Origin of the sequence: Streptomyces sp. MnatMP-M17 (genome assembly GCF_900091995.1) — a bacterium.
GTDB lineage: Bacteria > Actinomycetota > Actinomycetes > Streptomycetales > Streptomycetaceae > Streptomyces.
Window position 1 is genome coordinate 1 of record NZ_FMDK01001200.1, and the last position, 1,030, is coordinate 1,030.

1 protein-coding gene is annotated in these 1,030 nt (G+C 70.6%); it reads right to left on the bottom strand.

Going from position 1 to position 1,030, the window contains the following annotated elements; genetic code table 11:
- Positions 1-55: 55 nt before the first annotated feature.
- On the bottom strand, positions 56-1,030 hold a 975-nt coding region (locus GA0115259_RS37750), incomplete at its 5' end, for an AAA family ATPase (protein ID WP_218104260.1).

Here is a 1,030-nt window from a genome sequence, read left to right on the forward strand (position 1 = left end):
AGCCCTGGTCCTGTGGCTCCGCGAACCCACCGGGTGATCATTTGTCAGACAGGCCCTAGGCGACGTCCGCGTTGCCGTCCGGGACGAGCAGTGACTTCAGCAGCCGGTCCAGCGCGTCGCCGTCGACGGGAGCGAGGCTGATGGTCATGGTGTGCTGACGGCCGCCCGCCCAGTCGGGACGGCGTTCGAGCAGAAGGGCGCGGGCGCCGGCGACATTGAGCAGCGGGACGTCGGCGCAGCTCTCGGTGAGATGCTCGACCGTCTCCAGCAGGATGTCGTCGGCGTGGTGCAGGTCGTCCCAGATGAGCACCAGCAGCTGTTCGCGCGCCGCCTTGATGAGGAAGTCCCGCCAGGCCGCCAGCACTTCGTCGGTGAAGGGCGCGCGGTGCGAGTGAGGGACCGCGGCGATCAGCGGACGCAGCAGGGAGAGCATCGCCCGCGCGTCGTCCGTACGGCCGGTGAGCCGCAGCAGCGCGTCCTCGGCCTTGTGGAGCGCCGCGTCCTCCGTGTCCTGGCCGGTTATCCCGCAGTACATGGCGAACATCTCCGAGGGCACGGCCAGCGGGCTGCCGGTGCCCGGCCGCGGAACCGTACCGGCCAGCACCCGTACGTCGTCCCGCTCGGCCGCGAGCCGGCGCTGGAACTCCATCAGCAGCCGTGTCTTGCCGAATCCGGACTCGCCCAGCACGGTGATCAGATGCGGTAGCGAACGGCGCTGGGTGCGCCGCAACATGCCGTGCATCAGGTCCAGTTCGCATTCGCGCTCGCCCGCGTGCGCCGCGCAGAGCTTCTCGGTGCCCCCCGTGACGCTGCTGACCGCCCGGACCTGCCAGTTCGAGGGAGACTTCCTTACATGGTGGTAGGTGACGAGCGGTTCGGTCAGCCGGCGGGTCTCGTCGCACACCTGGATCTCACCGCCCGGAGTCCGGTCCAGCATGTCCTGGCACGCGTCGACCAGATCGCCGCCGATCCACGGCCGGACGGCGCCGGCCACGGGCCAGCGGGGCACCACCGCCTCGCCGGTGGGGAC